General features: G+C 39.1%; 15 protein-coding genes. 7 read left to right on the plus strand and 8 right to left on the minus strand.

The window, feature by feature from the left end; all coding sequences use genetic code 11:
- Nucleotides 1-22 precede the first annotated feature (22 nt).
- The 3 genes from pyrH (at nucleotide 23) to AC07UV_RS03715 (ending at nucleotide 2,557) form a co-directional block, all read left to right on the plus strand.
- Nucleotides 23-727: a UMP kinase gene (pyrH, locus tag AC07UV_RS03705; protein WP_075991132.1), complete on the plus strand. Its 705-nt coding sequence runs from the start codon at nucleotides 23-25 to the stop codon at nucleotides 725-727.
- A 28-nt stretch (nucleotides 728-755) separates the two neighbouring features.
- Nucleotides 756-1,319: a ribosome recycling factor gene (gene frr / locus AC07UV_RS03710; protein ID WP_495182761.1), complete on the plus strand. Its 564-nt coding sequence runs from the start codon at nucleotides 756-758 to the stop codon at nucleotides 1,317-1,319.
- 254 nt (nucleotides 1,320-1,573) lie between these two features.
- Entirely contained in the window at nucleotides 1,574-2,557 is a 984-nt protein-coding gene (locus AC07UV_RS03715) for a sugar phosphate isomerase/epimerase family protein (protein WP_495182762.1), read from the plus strand.
- A 43-nt stretch (nucleotides 2,558-2,600) separates the two neighbouring features.
- On the opposite strand, the gene purE is transcribed toward AC07UV_RS03715, so the two are convergent.
- The 8 genes from purE to glyA all read right to left on the minus strand — a co-directional run bounded on the left by purE (nucleotide 2,601) and on the right by glyA (nucleotide 10,375).
- On the minus strand, nucleotides 2,601-3,110 hold the full coding sequence (gene purE, locus AC07UV_RS03720; protein ID WP_495182763.1) for a 5-(carboxyamino)imidazole ribonucleotide mutase: 510 nt from the start codon (nucleotides 3,108-3,110) through the stop codon (nucleotides 2,601-2,603).
- Nucleotides 3,111-3,117: 7 nt separating this feature from the next.
- A complete protein-coding gene (locus tag AC07UV_RS03725; protein ID WP_282250247.1) occupies nucleotides 3,118-4,260 on the minus strand; it encodes a 5-(carboxyamino)imidazole ribonucleotide synthase in 1,143 nt (380 codons plus the stop codon).
- Nucleotides 4,261-4,292: 32 nt separating this feature from the next.
- Nucleotides 4,293-4,796 (minus strand): NADH-quinone oxidoreductase subunit B, encoded by a 504-nt coding sequence (locus AC07UV_RS03730; RefSeq protein WP_223583930.1) that lies wholly within the window; start codon nucleotides 4,794-4,796, stop codon nucleotides 4,293-4,295.
- A gap of 2 nt (nucleotides 4,797-4,798) precedes the next feature.
- Nucleotides 4,799-5,386, minus strand: a complete 588-nt coding sequence (locus AC07UV_RS03735; RefSeq protein WP_495182764.1) for an NADH-quinone oxidoreductase subunit A — start codon at nucleotides 5,384-5,386, stop codon at nucleotides 4,799-4,801.
- Nucleotides 5,387-5,512: 126 nt separating this feature from the next.
- Nucleotides 5,513-6,853: a signal recognition particle protein gene (gene ffh, locus AC07UV_RS03740; protein ID WP_259186461.1), complete on the minus strand. Its 1,341-nt coding sequence runs from the start codon at nucleotides 6,851-6,853 to the stop codon at nucleotides 5,513-5,515.
- Nucleotides 6,854-6,988: 135 nt separating this feature from the next.
- The gene (locus AC07UV_RS03745) at nucleotides 6,989-7,684 is read right to left on the minus strand and encodes a zinc metallopeptidase (RefSeq protein WP_282250250.1); all 696 of its coding nucleotides are present in this window, start codon (nucleotides 7,682-7,684) and stop codon (nucleotides 6,989-6,991) included.
- A 232-nt stretch (nucleotides 7,685-7,916) separates the two neighbouring features.
- Nucleotides 7,917-8,507 carry an RNA polymerase sigma factor gene (locus tag AC07UV_RS03750; RefSeq protein ID WP_077437828.1) on the minus strand — a complete coding sequence of 197 codons (591 nt, stop codon included), beginning with the start codon at nucleotides 8,505-8,507 and terminating at the stop codon, nucleotides 7,917-7,919.
- A 596-nt stretch (nucleotides 8,508-9,103) separates the two neighbouring features.
- Nucleotides 9,104-10,375 carry a serine hydroxymethyltransferase gene (gene glyA / locus AC07UV_RS03755; protein ID WP_495182765.1) on the minus strand — a complete coding sequence of 424 codons (1,272 nt, stop codon included), beginning with the start codon at nucleotides 10,373-10,375 and terminating at the stop codon, nucleotides 9,104-9,106.
- A 297-nt stretch (nucleotides 10,376-10,672) separates the two neighbouring features.
- On the opposite strand from glyA, the gene AC07UV_RS03760 reads away from it, so the two are divergent.
- The 4 genes from AC07UV_RS03760 to AC07UV_RS03775 all read left to right on the plus strand — a co-directional run bounded on the left by AC07UV_RS03760 (nucleotide 10,673) and on the right by AC07UV_RS03775 (nucleotide 15,868).
- Complete coding sequence (locus AC07UV_RS03760; RefSeq protein ID WP_495182766.1) at nucleotides 10,673-11,023, plus strand: HesB/IscA family protein; 351 nt, start codon at nucleotides 10,673-10,675, stop codon at nucleotides 11,021-11,023.
- A 336-nt stretch (nucleotides 11,024-11,359) separates the two neighbouring features.
- Complete coding sequence (gene ileS, locus AC07UV_RS03765; RefSeq protein WP_495182767.1) at nucleotides 11,360-14,773, plus strand: isoleucine--tRNA ligase; 3,414 nt, start codon at nucleotides 11,360-11,362, stop codon at nucleotides 14,771-14,773.
- Between the two features lie 3 nt (nucleotides 14,774-14,776).
- The gene (locus AC07UV_RS03770) at nucleotides 14,777-15,163 is read left to right on the plus strand and encodes a TraR/DksA family transcriptional regulator (protein ID WP_046674049.1); all 387 of its coding nucleotides are present in this window, start codon (nucleotides 14,777-14,779) and stop codon (nucleotides 15,161-15,163) included.
- A 54-nt stretch (nucleotides 15,164-15,217) separates the two neighbouring features.
- Nucleotides 15,218-15,868: a lipoprotein signal peptidase gene (locus AC07UV_RS03775; RefSeq protein WP_282250257.1), complete on the plus strand. Its 651-nt coding sequence runs from the start codon at nucleotides 15,218-15,220 to the stop codon at nucleotides 15,866-15,868.
- The last annotated feature ends 121 nt before the right edge of the window (nucleotides 15,869-15,989 follow it).

Consider the following 15,989-nt stretch of genomic DNA (forward strand, 5'->3'; position numbering starts at 1 on the left):
GAAAATTTCCAAAAAAACAATTATGAAATACAAACGTATCTTATTAAAACTTAGCGGTGAATCCTTAATGGGTGACCAAAGCTATGGTATCGATATTAACCGTGTATCACAATACGCTAATGATATCAAAGAAATTCACGATCAAGGTTTAGAAATAGCAATTGTTATCGGTGGTGGTAACATTTACCGCGGTTTGAGTGCTGAAAAATCAGGGATGGACCGTGTTCAAGCAGACTATATGGGAATGCTTGCCACTGTAATCAACAGTATGGCACTTCAAGATGCTCTTGAAAAAGTAGGGAAAAAGACACGTTTGCTAACGGCTATCAAGATGGAGCAGATCTGTGAACCATTCATTCGCAGAAGAGCTGTACGCCACTTGGAAAAAGGCCGTATTGTTATTTTCGGAGCTGGTACCGGAAACCCATATTTCACAACGGATACAGCAGCTTCTTTGCGCGCAATTGAAATCAACGCGGATGCTGTACTAAAAGGAACACGTGTAGATGGTATCTATACTGCTGACCCAGAGAAAGATCCTAGCGCAACAAAATTCGAAGAAATCTCATTCACGGAGGTATACGAGAAAGGATTAAATGTAATGGATATGACTGCCTTTACCCTTTGTCAAGAAAACAAATTACCAATCATTGTATTTGACATGAACAAACCCGGCAATTTATTGAAACTTGCCAATGGTGAACATGTTGGAACTGTGGTAAAATAATTAATATCTGTAAAAAACGTAATCTTATATGAACGAACTAATTTCAATTGAATTGGACGATTGTAAAGACAAGATGTCCAAAGCAGTTGCTCACACGGAGTCAGAATTAACAAAAATTCGTGCCGGTAAAGCTTCTCCATCTATGTTAGATGGTATTTCAGTCGATTATTATGGTAGTGCTACTCCACTTTCACAAGTAGCTAACATCAATACTACTGACGCTCGGACTATTGTCATCCAACCTTGGGAAAAATCGCTCATCAACGCAATTGAAAAAGCAATTACGGATGCTAATCTTGGTGTCAACCCACAGAATGATGGTATTGTGATCCGTTTGAATATCCCGCCTTTGACAGAAGAAAGAAGACGTGACTTGGTGAAAAAAATAAAGGAAGAGACTGAAAGAGGCCGTATAGGTATCCGTAACATCCGCAAAGACACCAATGAGTCCATCAAAAAATTAAAAAATGATGGTGCCTCAGAAGACGAAATCAAAACCGCTGAAGGGGAGGTCCAAAAATTGACTGATGCATACATTGTAAAAGTTGATAATCTGTCTGAACTGAAAGAAAAAGATATCATGACTGTTTAAGTCCTTATTCTTAAACACACAAAACGAGGATGTTCAAAAGCTTCGACATCCTCGTTTTTTTTATTGCTGTTTGTATCCTCCCCCCTCCCTTTAGTAAATGTGCAATTTTCAGCGGGTTTGTTTTAACTTTTTACACAAGCTCTTTCTTGTTTTCTGATAATTCAATATTATCCTTTCACAAAAATATTCCACCATGTTTTATTGATTTTTGAACAAAATAATTGTACATTGTACACTAACACATAATCAGTTATATGATGAACAATTCTCGCCGTCAATTTTTAAAGCAAGCTGGAATAGGTCTTTCGGCAGCTTATCTGATGCCCAACTTGATATCTTGTCAAAATAAAACGGGTGCTGTCAGTGACAATCCATTGCAAAATATAGGGGTACAGCTGTACTCCATACGTGATTTGATGGATAAAGATCCGAAAGGTTCTTTGGAGCAGGTCGCAAAAATTGGCTACAAACATGTCGAGCTTTATGGCATAGATCCTACTGCCAAACAGTTCTGGAAATTATCCTATAAAGAGTTAAAAAAGATTCTGGATGACAATGGCCTAAAAACGCACTCAGGTCACTATGATATGTCTAAATATCTCAGTAAATCACATACCGATAAAGAAGATTTAGCAGTTTACTTTGATGCAGCAAAAGAACTCGGACAGGAATATGTGATTGCGCCAGTGACACCAATGTTCGACATTAATGCGCTTAAAAAAGATGACTATCTTTATGCCGCCGAACAGCTCAATAAGGCCGGTGAACAAGCAAAAAAGATGGGGCTAAAGGTTGCTTACCACAACCATTTTTGGGAATTTAGGGACTTAGGAAACAATGCTACAGGTGAAGATGTCATGTTGGCTTTTACGGAACCTGATCTTGTCGATTTTGAGCTTGATCTTTTCTGGGCTGAGAAAGCTGGGAAAAACCCTATATCCATATTTGAAAAATTCCCCAATAGATTTAAACTATGGCATGTGAAGGATATGGACCGTACAAAATCTAATCCGATCGAATGGCCTAAGGATGGTAAGTTACCTGTTGAACAGATCTTTAAAGATATCAAATATACCGAAGTTGGTACCGGAAGTATCCCTTTCCCCGAAATTGTCAAAGAAAAGGTTAAATCGGGTCTGAAATACGCTTTCGTAGAGCAAGACGACATCTACATGCCGAACAAGATGGAAAGTCTTAAGAAAAGCTACGATTACGTTCAGGCAAATCTTATCAAATAAAAAAGGGAAGCAAATGCTTCCCTTTTTTATTTGATAAATCCCCTTAGAATTGTGTATCCTCTACTTCGACCGCAGTTTCAATCACTTTCCGTGCTAATTCCTCTTTAAAATCAATAATGTTTTTACTTATTGTCTCATCATAAGTGCCCAGGATCTGAGCAGCTAATATACCTGCATTTTTTGCAGCATTTAGTGCGACTGTTGCTACAGGGATACCATTAGGCATCTGCAAGATGGATAGTACCGAATCCCACCCATCAATAGAGTTGGATGATTTTACAGGTACACCGATCACAGGCAAATGTGTGATTGAAGCCACCATTCCTGGTAAATGCGCAGCTCCACCAGCTCCCGCAATAATTACTTTTAAACCACGAGATGCAGCATTTTTAGCATAATCAAACATACGTTGCGGCGTACGGTGTGCCGAAACGATTGTGACCTCAAATTCTACTCCAAGGACTTTCAGGACATCGATGGCATCCTGCATAACAGGAAGATCAGATTTACTTCCCATGATAATGCCTACCTGGGCCTTATTATTGACTGACATAGTATTATTAAGCTTTAACTTTTAATATTTCTTGTACTTTTCTTGCGTTGGAGATTGCTTTATCCCGATCATCATTGATGATGCAGATATGCCCCATCTTGCGGAATGGCTTTGTATACTTCTTGCCATACAGATGTAAATAGACTCCTTCCATCGCCAACACCTCCTCTACTCCATCATATTTTGCCAAGCCCTCATAACCATCTTCACCCAGTAGATTGATCATGACAGCGTTTGTCCGACATCGTGTATCACCCAAAGGTAAATTGAATATCGCTCTTAGATGTTGTGCAAATTGAGAAACATAATTTCCTTCGATGGTTTGATGGCCGCTATTATGTGGGCGCGGTGCCAGTTCATTCACCAGAATATCACCATTTTTCGTTAGGAACATTTCCACTGCAAGCAAACCGACGATCTGCAGATCATCCGCGATTTTCTTCGCAATTGCTTCTGCACGTTGCTGGATCTCTACACCATATAATGATGGCGCGATAAGAAATTCCACTAAATTAGCTTGAGGATTAAATTCCATTTCTACCATTGGAAAAGTGGAGACATCACCTCTATCGTTACGTGCAACAATAACAGCGATTTCCTTTTCAAAATCTACCCACTCTTCAATCAAACTCGGCTCTTCAAAAGCATCCTGAATATCCGCTTCAGTAACGATCTTCTTTACGCCTTTTCCATCATACCCATCTCTACGTAGTTTTTGAATGTAGGGTAAACTCAACGAAGCATTTGTTAAATTATCTTTAGTTGATATCAACTGAAACGCAGAAGTCGGGATATCATTTTGTTTAAAAAACTGTTTCTGTAATCCCTTATCCTGGATCAGGCGAATAATACGCGACTGCGGATAAACGATTACCCCCTCTTCTTCCAGTTTCTCCAATGCATCAACATTTACTTTTTCGATCTCGATAGTAATCAAATCTAGGTCTTTACCAAAATTATATACTGTCTCAAAATCGCTCAATGAACCACATTCAAATTTATTGCACAGTTTACGACAAGGAGCATTCTTATCGGGATCCAGTACATGAACGTTTACATTGTAATTAATGGCTTCCTGGATTAACATTCTTCCGAGTTGACCACCACCAAGAATGCCTAATTGCAGTTCGCCATAAAAATCTTTTGCCATAATTGATTCTAAAATCTTATAAAATTTATCTTTTAAGCTTTTTCCTTGAACAACAGTTCGCCCAATAAGCTTTCTTTATCTATTTTTTTTTGCAGTTCAATAAAAGCACCTATCAGTGCTTCCGGACGTGGTGGGCATCCTTGCACATACACATCCACTGGGATAATTCGATCCACCCCCTTCACTACGTGATAACCATGCTGCCAATAAGGTCCTCCACAATTAGAACAGGATCCCATTGAGATTACGTATTTAGGATCAGGCATCTGTTCGTATAGTTTTTTTATACGGTCTGCCATTTTAAATGTTACAGTACCAGCAATAATAATAACATCTGATTGTCTCGGTGAAGGTCTAGGAAAAACACCCATCCGATCTAGATCATAAGTTGAAGCCATAGCTCCCATCATTTCGATCGCACAGCAGGCAATACCAAAACTCATCGGCCACATCGAGGAGAGTCTTGCCCAGTTTAGCAGATCATCCAATTTGGCAACAACGACACCATTATTTTGCAGTTGACTATCTAAACTCATGCTTACTCAGGTTTTTTAAATTGAGGTTTAAAAGCAATCTTTGGCGCAGCTGTCACCTCTTGCGCAACAGTATTCTCTACGACCGAAACCGCAGGCTCCCTGTAGTCCCGCACTTGATAGCTGCTATTGTTCAATGTTGAATAAGCACTTTGAGGAATATTTACAGGAACCTTTGGGAGAGATACATTGGGTTTCACCCATTCTAAATCACCTTTTTTCCAGACAAAAACCAATCCCAAGATTAAAATACCGATAAACATCGCCATTTCAATCATCGTAAACCATCCCCATCTGTCGTCTGCGGCAATGTATTCTGATTGTCCAAATACTGTAGCCCAAGGAAAAATAAAGATGAGCTCAACATCAAAAAGCAGGAACACTAAAGCGATGACATAAAATCGAGGATTGAATTGTACCCAAGAGGAACCGATAGGATCTTCGCCACATTCGTAAGTACCAGATTTAATGGGATTATTCTTTTTGGGAGAGATTAAACGTGCTAGAAAAATGGTCGCACAGACTAACAATGCCCCTATCAGCAGAATGATAAGGATTTTGCCGTATTCCGATAATTGTGCGGGGTCATCCATAATAATTACAAATTTAACAATTATTTCGTTTACTCTAGCGAGGAACTTGAAATTACAAATTATTTATTAAAAAAATGGGGCATTGTATGCTTACAATGCCCCACCGTATATAACAATATATTAAAATTACATTTTCCCAGGCATTTTAGGCATATTGCGCATCAACTTAGCGGCCATTGCAGGATTGGACATTTGTTTCATCACTTTACGCATGTCACCAAATTGCTTCAACAATTTGTTCACTTCATTAACGTCAGTTCCCGAACCTTTCGCAATACGCAAACGACGTTTTTGATCTATTACATCCGGATTTTCTCGCTCAAAAGGTGTCATCGAATCAATGATGGCTTCAATAGGTTTGAATGCATTATCATCGACTTCAATATCTTTCATCGCTTTTCCTACGCCAGGAATCATGCCCATCAAATCTTTCATATTACCCATTTTTTTGATCTGTTGGATCTGGGATTTGAAATCATTGAAATCAAATTTATTCTTACGGATTTTCTTTTGAAGCTCCGCAGCTTGCTTTTCGTCGAACTGTTGTTGCGCACGCTCCACCAAGGATACCACGTCACCCATGCCCAAAATACGGGACGCCATACGATCTGGATAGAAAACATCCAATGCATCCATTTTCTCTCCGGTACCGATAAACTTAATTGGTTTATTGACAACAGATTTAATCGATAGCGCAGCACCACCACGTGTATCACCATCTAATTTGGTCAATACAACACCTGTAAAATCAAGACGATCGTTGAATGTTTTCGCTGTATTCACAGCATCCTGACCAGTCATCGAGTCAACGACAAATAAGATCTCATCTGGTTTTGTCGCTTCCTTAACAGCAGTGATCTCCACCATCAAAGGCTCATCTATGGCCAGACGACCAGCGGTATCGATGATTACAACATTATGGCCATTGCGCTTTGCCTCTTCAACACCTGCTTTCGCAATAGCAATTGGATCTGTTGACGCTCTATCAACATAAACAGGAACACCAACTTGTTCAGCCAATACCTCCAATTGATCAATTGCTGCTGGACGATAAACGTCACCTGCGACCAATAATGGTTTTTTATTCTTTTTATCTTTCAGGAATAATGCCAGCTTACCAGAAAAAGTTGTTTTACCAGCACCATTCAGACCTGCGATCAAAATAACAGTAGGATTTTTACCAATCTCCAACTCTGTGACAGACCCGCCCATCAATTCTGTCAACTCATCATTCATGATTTTAGTCAACAACTGACCCGGAGAAATACTTGTCAATACATTCTGCCCTAAAGCTTTTTGTCTAACATCATCTGTAAAAGTTTTAGCAGTCTTATAATTCACATCGGCGTCCAACAATGCTTTGCGAATTTCTTTCATCGTTTCAGCAACGTTGATTTCGGTAATACTGCCTTGTCCTTTTAATACCTTAAAGGCCCTATCTAGCTTATCTTGAAGATTTGAAAACATAAAATCTGAATCTTATTCTATATAAACAGCAAAGTTAAAAAAATTGTCTGTAGTAACCTCATTAACACCCCATAAAAAATGCGACTATTAAAAATAATCGCATTTCTTTGTATACTCGAGTTATACGACTACTCATTAGTCGCTCCTACGCCCACCAAATAAGATGGAAGCATAGTATAAAAGTGTGACCAGGGCACTCAAAGCCGCGACAACATAAGTCATAGCAGCCCATTTTAACGCATCTTTTGCACCGTCATGCTCCTCACCATTGTAAGTAACACCGGCATGGTTCAACCATTCCAAAGCGCGGTTTGAAGCATCGAATTCCACAGGAAGTGTGATGAACGAGAATATTGTTGTGATCGCCAATGCACCTACACCTACCGCTAACAACCATGGATTGCCGCCTTTAGAAAATGCAAATAACATCACACCGAGCATCAATACCCATGAGGTTAGTTTGGAAGCCGCATTGACCATTGGTACCATCGCTGAACGGAAACCTAACCATTTATATGCTTTCGCGTGTTGTACAGCATGACCACATTCATGGGCCGCTACCGCTGCTGCCGCAACACTGCGACCACTATATACTTCAGGACTCAAGTTGACCGTTTTATCCGATGGATTGTAATGATCTCCCAAGCGATCAGGAATCGACAATACCTTCACATCATATATACCATTATCATTTAGCATTTTCTGCGCAATCTCACCACCAGACATTCCATTCCCCAATGGCATCTCTGAATACTTCTTAAATTTGTTTTTAAATCTCGTCTGGACAATTAGGCTTACCACCATTATTCCAATAAATAAAATCAAGTACATAGCTTTTTATATTTTTATCGTTATTCTCTTTTTAATAGTTTCAATATAATCATCAAACCTCATTCCAATTCCTATAAATTGATAAAGGCATGAACTTCTAAGATAGTAAAAAGCGCATAACTGACAAAAAGAACAATTTCTTCTGATGCCGACATGACATTGTAGCATAAAAAAGGGAGTGAAAAACTCACTCCCTTCGATTGTTATTTTCTAATTTATACTACTTATTCGATTATCCCATCTGAAAGACCAAATCAGAGCCTTCTATCATTTTACGTAAATTGCTCAATGCATAGCGCATTCTTCCTAAGGCAGTATTGATACTCACTTCTGTTATCTCAGCAATATCTTTAAAACTCATATCACAGAAGTGACGCATAATTAAAACCTCTTTCTGATCATCGGGCAGTTTCTGGATCATTTTCTTTAAGTCGACATCGACCTGTTGTTTCAGCATCTTAGATTCAGCACTTTCATCACTGAATTCCAATACTTCAAAAATGTCAAAACCATCAGCATTCACAATATTTGGGGCCCGTTTGGCTTTTCTAAAAAAGTCAACGATCATATTGTGGGCAATACGGATAGCCCAAGGCAAGAATTTCCCCTCTTCATTGTACTTGCCCGATTTTAATGTGTTGATGATTTTAATGAAAGTCTCCTGGAAAATATCTTCAGCAAGATATTCGTCTTTTACTTTCATATATATAGAGGTGTAAATTTTCGATTTATATCGATTCAACAATGCCTCTAGGCCGGACTCTTGGCCCCCGACATACATTTGGATCAATTCTTGATCACTCTTACTTTTCAAAAGTCTCATACGTCACTTACTTTTTTAGCAGTTCGCAAATAAATTATCAGTTCTGTTGTAAAATGTAAATGTTTAGCGTATAGTGTTCCTTTCTTATTGTAAAACAATCAATTAATAGTATTTCAAAGTACCGTAAAATTATTGAGTAATCAAATTATTACATTTCATTTTAAGATTTTTTAACATTTAGAAAGGTAAAAACGCCCTTCTCTTAACCAAAAAAAGCACTTGACAAAATACTTGAGGCTGACTCAATTTACGAAGTGATTAACTTTGAGACAAATTCGAAACTAACAGGGACTTTATAGGGACCTCACTCGGACCTTGTCCGGACCTCATTCGGATAAAGGCGTATAAAGTGCCTATTAATCCCCTATTATATTAGGATAAAATCCCTTTTAATTAGAAGGTTGGTATACAGTTGCCCGCAAGATAGTACGGCCTTACTTCATAGCAGATGCGGAGCATAAAACTTAAAAAACAAATGCATTAATGGTTCGCGTGTGGCAGAGCAAGTACGCGGTGGGTATCGTATAAGATCAAAAACGAAAAAAGCGGAATCACCCTAAGATGATTCCGCTTTTCTATATGATAAAGACAGCGTCTTATTTATACAACGGGAACTGGGCCATCATGGCTCTCACTTTACCATGGATTTTATCCAATTCAGCATCGTTGGAAGCATTTTTCAATGCCTCATCAATTAACTCTCCGATTTGAATAATATCATTTTCTTTGATACCACGAGTAGTGATTGCGGCAGTACCGAAACGTACACCTGAAGTTACAAAAGGAGAACGTGTATCAAAAGGAACCATATTTTTGTTGGTTGTGATACCTGCTTTACCCAATACGGCTTCAGCTTCTTTACCAGAAATATCTTTGTTACGTAGATCGACCAACATCAAGTGGTTATCTGTACCACCAGAGATAATCTTATAATCTCTCTCAACGAAGAACTGTGCCAATGCTGCTGCATTTTTCTTCACCTGAACAATGTACTCCATATACTCATCTGATAAAGCCTCACCGTAAGCAATTGCTTTTGCAGCTATTGTATGCTCCAAAGGACCTCCTTGCGTACCTGGGAAAACAGCTAAATCTAACAACTGAGTTATCGTACGGATTTCACCTTTAGGCGTTTTGATACCCCAAGGGTTTTCAAAATCCTTACCAACCATAATCATACCCCCACGTGGACCGCGTAGGGTCTTGTGTGTTGTAGTTGTAACGATATGACAATGAGGAAGTGGATCATTCAATAAACCACGAGCGATCAAACCTGCAGGATGAGAAATATCAGCCAAAACAATCGCACCGATTTCATCAGCAACTTTACGGATGCGTGCATAGTCCCAGTCACGGGAATAAGCTGAAGCACCGCAGATAATCATTTTTGGTTTTTCACGAAGTGCCGTTTCTTCCAACTGTTCGTAATCAATCAGACCTGTATCTTCTTTTACACCGTAAAATAATGGTTGATAGATCTTACCAGAAAGGTTTGCCGGTGATCCGTGAGTCAAGTGTCCACCATGAGATAAATCAAGACCTAAAATTTTGTCTCCAGGTTTGATTGTCGCCAAAAAAACAGCCGCATTTGCCTGTGCTCCAGAGTGAGGTTGAACATTTACCCATTCTGCGCCAAATAATTGCTTTGCACGATCAATTGCGATGGTTTCAATTTCATCCACAACTTCACAACCTCCATAGTAACGTTTTCCTGGGAGGCCTTCTGCATATTTATTTGTCAACACTGAACCAGCAGCTTCCATCACTTGTTTTGAAACAAAGTTTTCCGAAGCAATTAATTCAATACCTTCTTCTTGGCGTTTCAGCTCATCAGCTATTAAATTAAAAATGGCTTGATCTCTTTCCATTGTTTTTAAATGTTGTAAAGTAAATTTTGTAGTTTATTTTAATGCCTCAAAGATAGCATATTCCATAAAGAATATCGACAAAAAGCCATATTTTATTAAATGTTCCTAGAAAAATGGGCTTATTTATGCGAATTAGCTAATTAACGAGGTACTCTTGAGGCATTCTTTTAACTCCTATTTGGAGCCCCCAAATCCAATAAAAATTGAATGTTTTGTAAATGTCAAAAAATCTACGGCGGGCGATTTGCAATTAAAAATATGTATTTTTGTTAAAGAATTGGCTAAAACATTATCAAAATGAGCACAGAACATACAGCAATTGCTCCTGTTACCTTAACGCAAGGGGCAATCAAGGAACTCAATAAATTAAAAGATCAACAAGAAATTTCTAATGATTTTGGTTTACGTGTCGGTGTAGAAGGTGGAGGTTGTTCAGGTATGAGTTATATCCTTGGTTTTGACCAGAAAAAAGATGGAGACAGCGAGTACGAAATTGAAGGAATCCGCATTTTTATGAACAAAGCACATGGCTTATATCTTGCAGGCATGGAAATTGACTTCAAATCAGGACTTGACGCAAGAGGTTTTACTTTCAATAATCCAAATGCAAGTAGCACTTGTGGTTGTGGAAGTAGTTTTTCAGCATAAGTTGAAATTTACACATATTTCAATGAAAAAGGGGATTGCGGGTAGCAATCCCCTTTTTGTCCTAGCCCTCCGTAACAACAAACCTAATCAACTATTTAGGAAAATTCAATTATCCTTTATTCAACTTATTTCTGCTACGATCGCCCCACCTCCTAGCTTTCGGTTCGACTTCATCTGCCACCATTATCGTATAATCTCTGATCAGTGACAGTGATGGGGATTTTCAAAAATATTTTGCCCATCATATAATGATACTACAGCAACAAAGCCCTCTTTCTTTTTCCATCATAATTCACTAAATTAGCGACCTTTAGAAAAGAAGCATACAACAGTCTGATGTACAAAGAATATAAGCAGTTAAATTTACCGGAGATTGGTAAAGAGATTTTGACCCGTTGGGAACAGGAAAAAATATTCGAAAAAAGTATCAATAATCGCCCTGAGAGCAAGTCATATACATTTTTTGAAGGGCCACCTTCTGCGAATGGAATGCCTGGGATCCATCACGTGATGGCTCGTACGATTAAGGATATTTTCTGTCGCTACAAGACATTGAAAGGCTACCAGGTAAAACGAAAAGGAGGCTGGGATACCCATGGCCTTCCAATTGAACTTGCTGTCGAGAAAGCTCTTGGTATTACTAAGGAGGATATTGGCAAAAAGATTACCGTAGAAGAGTATAACGACGCTTGCCGCAAGGAAGTGATGAAATATACCGATGTATGGAATGACCTAACCAACAAAATGGGGTATTGGGTCGATCTAGAGCATCCTTACATCACATATAAAAATGAATACATTGAAACATTATGGTATTTGTTAAAAGAGCTATATAAAAAAGGCTTATTGTATAAGGGTTACACCATTCAACCTTATTCACCTGCTGCAGGTACAGGATTGAGTTCGCATGAGCTTAATCAACCGGGTACGTATAAAGATGTGAAGGATACAACAATTGTTGCTGAATTTAGATTGATCAAAAGCCAGCTCCATCCAGCAATTGAAAAATTAGTAGACGATGAAGCCGAAGATGTTGCATTTATCGCCTGGACAACTACGCCTTGGACCTTACCGTCCAATACAGCCTTGGTAGTTGGTAAGAAAATAAACTATGTCAAAATCAGAACTTTCAATAAATATACAGGTGCACCGATATCTGTTGTATTGGCAAAAGATCTGATCAGCAAGCATTTTAAGGCAGAGGGACAAGATGCCTCGTTCCAAGACTATAAGTTAGGTGATAAAGTTATCCCTTGGGAACTTGCAACAGAATTTGTAGGCGAAGAGCTTGTAGGCTTGCGTTATGAACAATTATTGCCTTATATCACCAATGAAGATTTACAAGAGAATGCTTTTCGTGTAATCCCTGGTGACTTTGTGACCACCGAAGATGGTACTGGTATCGTACATGCTGCGCCGACTTATGGTGCGGATGACTTTCGTGTAGCGAAAGAACACGGTGTACCGGGTATTTTGGTGAAAGACGAAAATGGAAAAGATGTTCCTACGGTAGACCGTACGGGTCGCTTTGTGAATGAAATCACCGATTTCGCAGGACGATTTGTGAAAGAGGAATACTACAGTGCAGAAGAGCGTGCGAAAGAGGACTTCAAACCTACTGACGTCTTAATCTCGATCAAACTAAAAGAGGATAATAAAGCATTTGATGTAAAAAAATACGAGCACACCTACCCACACTGTTGGCGCACAGACAAACCAGTTTTATACTATCCATTGGATAGCTGGTTTATCCGTACTACTGCGGTAAAGGAAGATTTGGTAGCTTTAAATAAAACAATCAACTGGAAACCGGAAGCAACTGGAACAGGGCGCTTTGGAAACTGGTTGGAAAACCTGGTTGATTGGAACCTTTCCCGTTCTCGTTACTGGGGAACACCACTTCCAATCTGGCGTTCAGAAGATGAGAATGAAGAGGTTTGTATCGGTTCGCTACCTGAATTAAAGTCTTTGTTAGAGGCTTCCCTGATTTCGGATGTTCTATCCGCAGATGAGAAAGCGAAAAACCAAGCCTACCTAGACAAATTTGACACAGAAAAACTGGATTTACACCGCCCATACGTTGACGACATCGTTCTTGTTTCTGACGCTGGTCAAAAATTATTCCGTGAGCCTGATTTAATTGACGTATGGTTCGATTCGGGAGCAATGCCTTATGCACAATGGGGATTGGATCACGAAAAATTGGCAAGAGGTGAAGAGTTTCCATTTAAAGATGGATTCAATCATGCATACCCAGCAGACTTCATTGCGGAAGGAGTTGATCAGACTCGTGGATGGTTCTTTACGCTACATGCTATCTCCACGATGATGTATAAATCGGTCTCTTTCAAAAACGTTGTTTCCAATGGATTGGTATTGGATAAAAACGGAAATAAGATGTCCAAACGCTTAGGCAATGGCGTTGATCCTTTCTCGACGATCGATCAATATAGTGCTGATGCTACCCGTTGGTATATGATCAGCAATGCAGCTCCTTGGGACAACTTAAAATTCAACATGGAAGGATTGGATGAGGTACGCCGCAAATTCTTTGGCACGTTATACAATACCTACGCATTTTTTGCACTTTATGCCAACATTGATAAGTTCTCCTATGCAGAACCAGATATTGCATTAGAAAACCGTCCTGAAATCGACCGCTGGATTATCTCGTTACTAAATTCACTAACGAAAGAAGTGGATGAATATCTAGCGGATTACGAACCGACAAAAGCTGCACGTGCAATCCAAAACTTTGTGGACGAACACTTGAGTAACTGGTACGTTCGTTTGTGCCGTCGTCGTTTCTGGAAAGGAGAATATACCGAAGATAAGATTTCTGCATATCAGACATTATACACTTGTTTGGATACAATTGCGAAATTAATGTCACCGATATCGCCATTCTTCTCGGATAGACTATTCCTGGATTTGAATACTGCAACCAATAAGGAACAAGTCGAGTCAGTTCATTTAGCCAACTTCCCGGTATACGATGAAAAACTAGTGGATAAAGATCTGGAAGAACGCATGGCCCTGGCGCAGGATATTTCGTCGTTGACACTTTCACTACGTAAGAAAACGTCGATCAATGTGCGTCAGCCATTAAACAAAATCCTCGTTCCTGTATTGGACAGTGCTTTTCAAGAGAAGGTAGAAAAAGTAAAAGATTTGATACTTTCGGAAACCAATATCAAAGATATTGAGTTTATTACGGATACAACTGGTATAATCAAGAAAAAAATAAAACCAAACTTCAAAGCTCTTGGCGCGAAAGTTGGTAAGGATATGAAGTTAGTTTCTTCATCTATCCAATCGTTGACTATAGATCAAATCAGTACATTGGAATCAGCAGGTGAATTGGCCTTAACGGGCACACCATATACTATTCTATTGAGCGATGTAGAAATTATAGCAGAGGATGTGGAGGGATGGCAAGTTGCTAATCTGGGTAAATTGACCGTAGCATTGGATGTCCATATTACCGAAGAATTGAAAAAGGAAGGTTTATCAAGAGAATTGATCAACCGTCTACAAAATTTACGGAAGGAAAAAGGACTTGAAGTGACTGATAGAATTAACGTAAAGTTAACAGCAGCCTCAGAAGTAGTCAATGCAGCGAAAGAAAATTTATCTTATATTTGCACCGAAATTCTAGCCGATTCATTGGTATTTGAAGATTCACTAACTGAAGGAGAGACCATCGAGATCGATGGCAAAGAACTTAAGGCATTAATCCAAAAAAATTAAATTATGGCAAACAACAACGAGAAAACACGCTATAGCGATTCAGAATTACAAGAATTTAAAGATATTATCTTGGACAAGCTTAGAATAGCAAAAGAAGAGCTTTCCTCGTTGACAGCAACGCTCAATAACAGCAATGCGAATGGTACAGACGATACTGCGGGTACATACAAGACCTTAGAAGATGGCTCTGCAACTTTGGAGAAGGAACAAACCAACCAACTGGCTGCACGTCAAAAGAAGTTTATCGACAACCTGGAAGCAGCGTTGGTGCGCATCGAGAACAAAACATATGGTATCTGTAGAGAAACCGGAAAACTGATCCAAAAAGAACGCTTGAAAGCTGTTCCGCACACGACGTTGAGCATCGAAGCGAAAAACAAACAATATTAATTTTAGGCAAAAATATATGGTCTTTGCGCGGGCAAAGACCATTTTTATAGCAAAATGAAGGGGTATACGAAACCAGTCGCACTAATTGTCGCGATTCTTTTAATAGACCAATTGTCAAAAATATGGGTTAAGCTCTCTATGACAATTGGACAAAGTCATCACATTTTAGGTAAATTCTTCCAAATCCATTTTATTGAAAACAATGGAATGGCCTACGGAATGGAATTTGGTGGTGATTACGGGAAATTGTTCCTGACCGTGTTTCGGATACTGGCCGTAGCCGGTATCGGGTATGGTCTACATTACATGATCAAGAATAAATACAACCGTGGCTTTATATTAAATGTAGCCCTGATTCTTGCCGGTGCTTTGGGAAACATCATTGATTCAGCATTTTATGGTGTGATCTTCAGTGAAAGTACCTTTTACGAAAAGGCATCTTTATTTCCGGCGGGTGGAGGATATTCATCCTTCCTGCATGGAAAAGTAGTTGACATGCTTTATTTTCCTTTAATTGAAGGTACTTTCCCTACTTGGGTACCTTTTTGGGGCGGTGAGGAGTTTCTATTCTTCCGGCCAGTATTCAACATTGCAGACTCAGCTATTTCAGTGGGTGTGGTGCTGATACTATTATTCCAAAAACGGTATTTCAAAACGGAAAAAGAAGAGAAATCGAGTATCCATAGTGAAATCGTTGAAGATTAACGAAATATCTTACAAAGCCTTGTTAATCACAAGGCTTTTCTTTTAAAACTTAAAAACGGGGATTGTAATCCGATTATCAAGCAATCTGGTAATATAGGTTATGACGATTTCCATACTAAAT

It is taken from the genome of Sphingobacterium sp. GW821-FHT03E03 (assembly GCF_059420745.1).